The sequence below is a fragment of the Clostridium sp. 1001271B_151109_B4 genome (assembly GCF_015670405.1).
Classification (GTDB): Bacteria; Bacillota; Clostridia; order Clostridiales; family Clostridiaceae; genus Clostridium.
The window spans coordinates 1-6,329 of the sequence record NZ_JADPBQ010000038.1; the positions used below are offsets into that span (position 1 = coordinate 1).

The 6,329-nt window shown below is 26.9% G+C and carries 11 protein-coding genes; all 11 read right to left on the reverse strand.

Features of this window, described 5'->3' with window-relative positions:
• Window positions 1-257, reverse strand: a 257-nt coding sequence (locus I4V63_RS15135; protein WP_196002057.1) for a hypothetical protein, incomplete at its 3' end; no start/stop codon positions are given.
• 12 nt (window positions 258-269) lie between these two features.
• Complete coding sequence (locus I4V63_RS15140) at window positions 270-740, reverse strand: hypothetical protein (protein ID WP_042402264.1); 471 nt, start codon at window positions 738-740, stop codon at window positions 270-272.
• A gap of 345 nt (window positions 741-1,085) precedes the next feature.
• Window positions 1,086-1,358 (reverse strand): hypothetical protein, encoded by a 273-nt coding sequence (locus I4V63_RS15145; protein WP_196002058.1) that lies wholly within the window; start codon window positions 1,356-1,358, stop codon window positions 1,086-1,088.
• 105 nt (window positions 1,359-1,463) lie between these two features.
• Window positions 1,464-1,790, reverse strand: coding sequence for a hypothetical protein (locus I4V63_RS15150; protein WP_196002059.1), 327 nt, complete (start codon window positions 1,788-1,790; stop codon window positions 1,464-1,466).
• A 10-nt stretch (window positions 1,791-1,800) separates the two neighbouring features.
• The gene (locus tag I4V63_RS15155; RefSeq protein ID WP_196002060.1) at window positions 1,801-2,232 is read right to left on the reverse strand and encodes a hypothetical protein; all 432 of its coding nucleotides are present in this window, start codon (window positions 2,230-2,232) and stop codon (window positions 1,801-1,803) included.
• Window positions 2,233-2,568, reverse strand: coding sequence for a phage head closure protein (locus I4V63_RS15160; protein ID WP_196002061.1), 336 nt, complete (start codon window positions 2,566-2,568; stop codon window positions 2,233-2,235).
• Complete coding sequence (locus tag I4V63_RS15165) at window positions 2,568-2,861, reverse strand: head-tail connector protein (RefSeq protein WP_042402249.1); 294 nt, start codon at window positions 2,859-2,861, stop codon at window positions 2,568-2,570. Before I4V63_RS15165 ends, I4V63_RS15160 begins: the two co-directional genes overlap by 1 nt.
• Window positions 2,862-2,863: 2 nt before the next feature.
• Entirely contained in the window at window positions 2,864-3,385 is a 522-nt protein-coding gene (locus I4V63_RS15170; RefSeq protein WP_042402245.1) for an HK97 family phage prohead protease, read from the reverse strand.
• On the reverse strand, window positions 3,369-4,598 hold the full coding sequence (locus tag I4V63_RS15175) for a phage portal protein (RefSeq protein ID WP_042402243.1): 1,230 nt from the start codon (window positions 4,596-4,598) through the stop codon (window positions 3,369-3,371). The genes I4V63_RS15170 and I4V63_RS15175 overlap by 17 nt, the downstream gene beginning before the upstream one ends.
• Window positions 4,599-4,647: 49 nt before the next feature.
• A complete protein-coding gene (locus I4V63_RS15180; protein WP_196002062.1) occupies window positions 4,648-5,256 on the reverse strand; it encodes a major tail protein in 609 nt (202 codons plus the stop codon).
• Between the two features lie 95 nt (window positions 5,257-5,351).
• The coding region (locus I4V63_RS15185; RefSeq protein ID WP_196002063.1) for a phage major capsid protein at window positions 5,352-6,329 on the reverse strand (978 nt) is incomplete at its 5' end.

Here is a 6,329-nt window from a genome sequence, read left to right on the forward strand (position 1 = left end):
TGCTGGGGTAAATTACAAATCATTGTTAACATTAATTTATAAAACTTTAAAACTGGTATACCTACACCATAGACTCCAAATTCTATAGGTTCAAGAATAATATTCATCTGTAATAATTCAACTATATTTCTTATTATTTCTTCTGTGCTTAAATCTTTTACATCTTCTGTTATAGAACCAAATTTACTTTTTATTATTGAACTTCTTTTCATACAATCACTATCTTTTAATTTTTCATAAGGTACTAAAGGTAACATATTAATTAACTCCTATTCATTTATTATTTTTGATAGTTCTGATACATCAAAATTAAAATTAACTGGTGCTGCATCTTGATTTTTTTCTATTGATTTAATAACATTATTTAACTCTTTTATTAAAGAAATTTTCTGTTTTTGTAAAGTTGTATAAGCTGAAAAAATAGGATTTAAGCCATCATTTAGCCTATCTAACATACCGTTTTTTTCTATATTATCTTTACATACTGATAATAATTTATCACATGAAATTAGTTCAATTAATAGCGGCTCAATTAATTGGTATTGGCTATCGCTTAAACTTCTAATTTCTTTTACATAAGAAGAAATATTTTTATTCATTCTCTTACTTTTCTGTTTTATCTCTTGCACTTGCTCCAAATGTTCAAGTTCCTTTTCTCTTATATAAATTTCACTTGCTGAAAGATGCTTTCTTCTACTTTCACTTAATTCATGTAATGGCTTCCTTGGTCTTCCTCTCATTTGTTTAATTCTCCTTTTTTATATTAAAATGCTATAATTGTGCTATAAATAAAATGTCATCAAACCATTGGTATTACTAGGTTTTCAACCTTTTCAAGTGCTATAAATCAAAAAAACAACTATTTATAACACTTGTTGTAAGAAAGGGTTGGGCTGTTCTGTGGAGTACCTCAAAAAAATTAAATTATTTTCATGGGGGTATACCTTCCAACTTTCTTTTTATCCTTCCGTTACCTTCTCTATTTCATTTCATTTTTTATTTTAAATTTTTTCTTTTCTTTCAATCTTATATTTATACTATTGAATTGATTTAAAATTATTTTATTTGTTACAACTCAATTTAAACTAATCAAATCTATAAATAATTACTGTCTTATTATCATCAATAGAATTGAGGTCTATTAATTCATGTATAGAAGTATTTATATTTATATGTTTAAGAGTATTAATTAACTGTTCTATTGTGATATATTCTTTTCTTGTTACATTAAATAAATTTAATTTTATAATTAATTCTTTTATTTCTTCTTCTTTCATTTGTTTATTTATAAACTTATCTTTATTAATATTTAATATCATATTATTTATTTCTATATTATCTTTAATATCTATTCTCATTGTCTATGCTCCTTGTATATGGCTATAAATAATATAGGCTACATAATACCCCTATAAATAAAAGCAGCTATTAAACTGCTCCTGGTATCATATAGCCTATATGTACTATGGGTTTAATTCTAAGTATGTATAATTAAATGCTTGATTTATTAAACCAGCTTCATCTTTAAAATTAGCTGGTGGAATATACATCTTACTAAATCCATTGCTCTCTAAAGCTTTCTTTATTTTCTTTTTCCAGTTATTCAAACCAGTATCACAATATAGATTTAAATATATTACATACTTTGTTATATCTTCTATATTATCTGATGTTGAAAAAGTATCTTCTGAATAGTTATAAACTATACATTCTCTTTCTTCTTCTGGTCTTTGTAGATTGTAAACTGAAATTCCTAAAGCTTCTAAACAATTTATTAACTTTTCTTCCATACACTTACCCCTACTTTAAAATTTTGTCTAATGCTTTTCCAACTTCATCTTCTAATATATTTAATATTGTATCTTTTGCATTATCAGAAGCTTTATCAAACCAACCTACATGATTTTCAACTCTTCCTCTAAATGCTTTTGGTCTACCACCATAATTGTTATAACCCCAATGCTGATACCATAATTGTTTACATTGCTCCCAATTCGTGCTATCTATACCCATTGCACCTTGTAAACCACCGTTTTTATATCTTTTAATTGTACCAATCTTTAAATTATCTCGTCCTTCATATGTATCATGCGGAGCATCTTTTTTGATAATCTCCAACCCTGGTTTCATTGCCTTTCTTAATGAACTAACACCAATTCTATTACCAACTTGCCCTAATTCATCTAGGGTTTTAAATAAATCTTCTAATCCATCTGCTGCAACATAAGCCATTTATTTTGCGTACCTCACTTTTAACTCATAAAATCTATTTTTTTCATCAACATTAATAATAGATGTAATATCATATTTCTTACCATTTAATAAAACTATATCAGTATCTAAAATTTCAAAATTCGGCTTTCTTATAGTAATTAATTTTTCATCAATATAAATTTTTCCTTGTGCTTCTAAATCTTGTTTTCCTTTGTAACTTGTTACTTTTGCTCTACATGATAAAACATCTTTATAAATGTTAATTGGTCTATTATCTTCATCTTTTCCAGGTATAGAACGTTGAATTTTAATTGGTGTTCTTAATTCTCCAGGGTTTAGTTTAAAAGCTGCCATTATAAATTTACCTTCTTCTTTATATTAATTAAAGCCTTAAAAGTACCGTTAATATAGCGGCTTCCGTCCATTGTTTTATTTTCTACCATATCAGATATTAATAATAATGTTGGTGGTACAATAAAGGGTATTTGGTCTAATTCTTCAATAGATAATCCAGTATATTCAATAATATAATTCTTAGCTGCATCAATATATATTTCAAATTCCATTACTTCCAATAGATTTTCTTTATTTATTGGAAATTGAAGATATTGAGAAACTATATCTAAATTAATTTCACTAAATTTCATAATTATCTCCTTAATAACTCTAATCTTTTTCTTTTTATCTCTAAATCAACTGGTATATATAATTCTCTAGCTTCAACCATTGTATTATTGTAAGCTGGTTCTTTATCTAATATTGAAACCTCGAATAATTCCATATCTTCAATAGTTCTTTCTAAGTAATTTCCCACTTGTTTAAAACTATCTTTTAATGCTCTAAATCCAAAACTCATTCCAGTTATTAAACCATCTTTAACCGCATCATATAAACCCTTTTCACTATCTTTTAATGTTGCATATAAATAAACTCCATCTTCCTCGGCTCTCAATTCTACCTTTTCAGCTAATTCAAAATATGGCTTATGGTTATAATAGAATTTAACATTTTCATTAATAGCCTTTTGCCATGTTTCCTTTGGTACTACTTCCCTAAATGCTCCATTCTTTCCCCTAAGTTCTTTACTCACTCCATAATCATTTACTTTACAAACTAAAAGAGAACTATTATCTAGTTCCCTTACTTCTAATTTACTATATTGCTTTTCCATTGTTTTCTCCTTCTCCTGGTGCTGCTGCAATTGGTTTTCCATCTGCATTAATCGCAGTTCCCATATTAGGTATTATTATATTTCCATCTGGGAATAACATAACTTTACCTTGTGATAAATTTAAAAACTCTTCTTTATTATTTAAAATAAATGGGTTTTCATCTAATCTTAAACGACCTTCATTTATTGTTAATAATCCTTTATCAACTGCTAAAGCAATACTTTCTATTCGTGTCTTTTCGTCTGCTCTATCAACCATTTCACAATTAAACCTAAAAATAATATTCTTTTCTTTTTCAGATGATAATAATAATTGGCAAGTTAAAGCATTTTCAATACAACTTACTAATGGAGCAATAGTATATTTTAAATACTCACTATCATTCTTTATATTATATAAATTAAATAATCTTTCAACATCTTCTATAAATGCTTTTTTATTATCTAATGATTGAAATTTAGTTAAATCAATATCTAAAGTTTTATAATCTATTCCTTCCTCTAAGATAATTGTTTTACCAGCATTTGAACCACCAGAATATAAGTTTTTCCAACTTTCTTTCATTCGGTTAATTGTTTGCTCTGTTAATCTTGAAGAACTTTTTAAATAACCAGAGGGCATTGAAATATTATTGATAACACTTTCTAACATTTCATCATGTGCCATTAATAAAGATAATAATTTATCACTATTTAATATCCCCTTATTACCAGTATCAATTATTAAAACTTCATAAGCATTTTTATTTAATACTCTTGTATTTAATGTGAAATGTATGTCTTTTGATACTATAATACCATTATCATTTATTACATCTTGTTCCGTTACTGTCTTAAATTCAATAGGATATAAACCATCTATTTTAGTACCTTTACGCTCTATATAAGAATAGTGTTTACCATATAATAATAAATCCTCAACAATTCTATATTTATAGTTATATGAAGTTTGATAACTATTATTTTCAGTATTTAATAAATATAATCTTACATCATCTTCAATAACAGTATTTTTAAATCTATCTTTTATCATTAGTTCTATTGGTAAAGCTGCAATAGTCCCACAAATCTTTTTCAAGCTTTCTTGTACTACTGGTATTTTTTCAATACTATTTTTATTTATTAAAACTCTATTACTAAAAAGACTTTCAATAGTTGCACTATAATTATAGTTTCTTACTTCTGTATCTTTTGTTTTATTAAAAAAAACCATTTTTAAACTCCTTTATAAAAAAATAAGGAGGGTTAACCCCTCCATTAAATTACTTTGCTGCTTCTCTTGTTGTTGCTTCAATTACTACTGGTGTTTGAACCTTAGTAAAAAAGCCTTCCCAAACCTTATTAAATTTAACTTCTTCGCCTTCTGGTATATAGTTCTTATCTAATATTGCATCAAAGTTTCCTTTTGCATCTGGTTTAGCTTTACCAGATAATTTTACTAATTGTTCATCAACACTATCTGTTTTAGATGCACTTGAAATTTCATCTCTTGATAATATACAATCGTAAATAACTCTTCTAATCGGTTCTTGTAAAGTGGTCATCTCATACATGATTGCAAATGATGCAGCACTATCATTAGCACCAGAAACAAGAACCCCATTAACTAACTTTTTGCCAGTAATTAAACTTTCTATTTCTGGAGTTAAATATGCTAACTCTATTTCTAATTCCATTGATGTTATACTTTTTGAGTAATAATCCATTACATCATCTGAATAAAAAGCATTTTCAGATACTTCATTTGTAGTATTAAATGTTTTTGCTCCCTCTAATTTAACTGGTATTCCATATGTATAATTACCTTGTACATCTGTACCAGTTATTTGAGCAATGTGAATATTTCTTAAACCTACTATTCTATTAGCCATTAAAAACTTTCTCCTTTGTTATATAAAAATAAAAAAGAGTAAAAAAAATAAGCCTGGTGGCTCTCTTTCTTACTCTTTATGTTTGTATTAGATAATTATTTTGTTCTTGTTGCTGCTTTTAATATATAAACTGCTTGTTCATTTACTAATGCCATATCTAAATACGCATCAATCATAACTCCAACTTGTCCAGCCTTAGCGTAAACACTATCAGTTAATGCAGTTACTTGCATATCTTGATTTAATTTAACTCTCATAGCTTCCGCAACATTAGCAAATACAATTACATCAGCTTCTAAAGTTTCAGTAACAACTATTTCTTTACCAAATATTCTGTATTGTGGTTCTTCTCCAACTAATGAAGATGCTAATTGAACATAGTAATTACCAGTTTCATCTTTTAATAATGATAAAGCTTCAAATGTTGCTAAATTCATATATAATTTTGCTCCAGCAATTAAAGAAGGGTGCATTTTAATTATTAATGATTTAACTGTATCAATTGAAACCACACCAGTTACAACATTCTTAGATTTTAATAAACCAGATGTAAAACTCTTTGCAGTTCCATCAGCCTTAAACATTTGTTTTTCGCAAATTCTTGCATATCCTTTAGCAAGTTCTTTAACTAAAAAATCTACTGTTATTTGTGGAGATGATAAAAGTAATTGCTTAGATACTGGAACACATAAACCAACTCTTTTTGCATCTAGTATAACTTTCTTAAAGTCTGATAAATTAGTATCTGTTAATGTGTCAACTTCTCCTAATATTTCAGCTTCAACATTATTTGTATTAATTAAAAATTCTAGCTTACCAGGTGTATTATATCTTGGTGCTTCATTAAATACTGGTGATATTCTTTCTAATTCCTCAACTATTTGTGTTGCAATAGTAGTTGGAATTGATGCCCCATTAGTTTCAGTTGTCATAACTCTTAATTCTTCTGCATAATCTCTAGTTTCTATTTGTTTCTTATCCATAATAATTTCCCCTTTATCTCTTGTTTCTAATTTTTCAATAGTTGCATTTAATGCAGCTAATTCTTTTTCATGTGCTTCATAAGCTTCAAC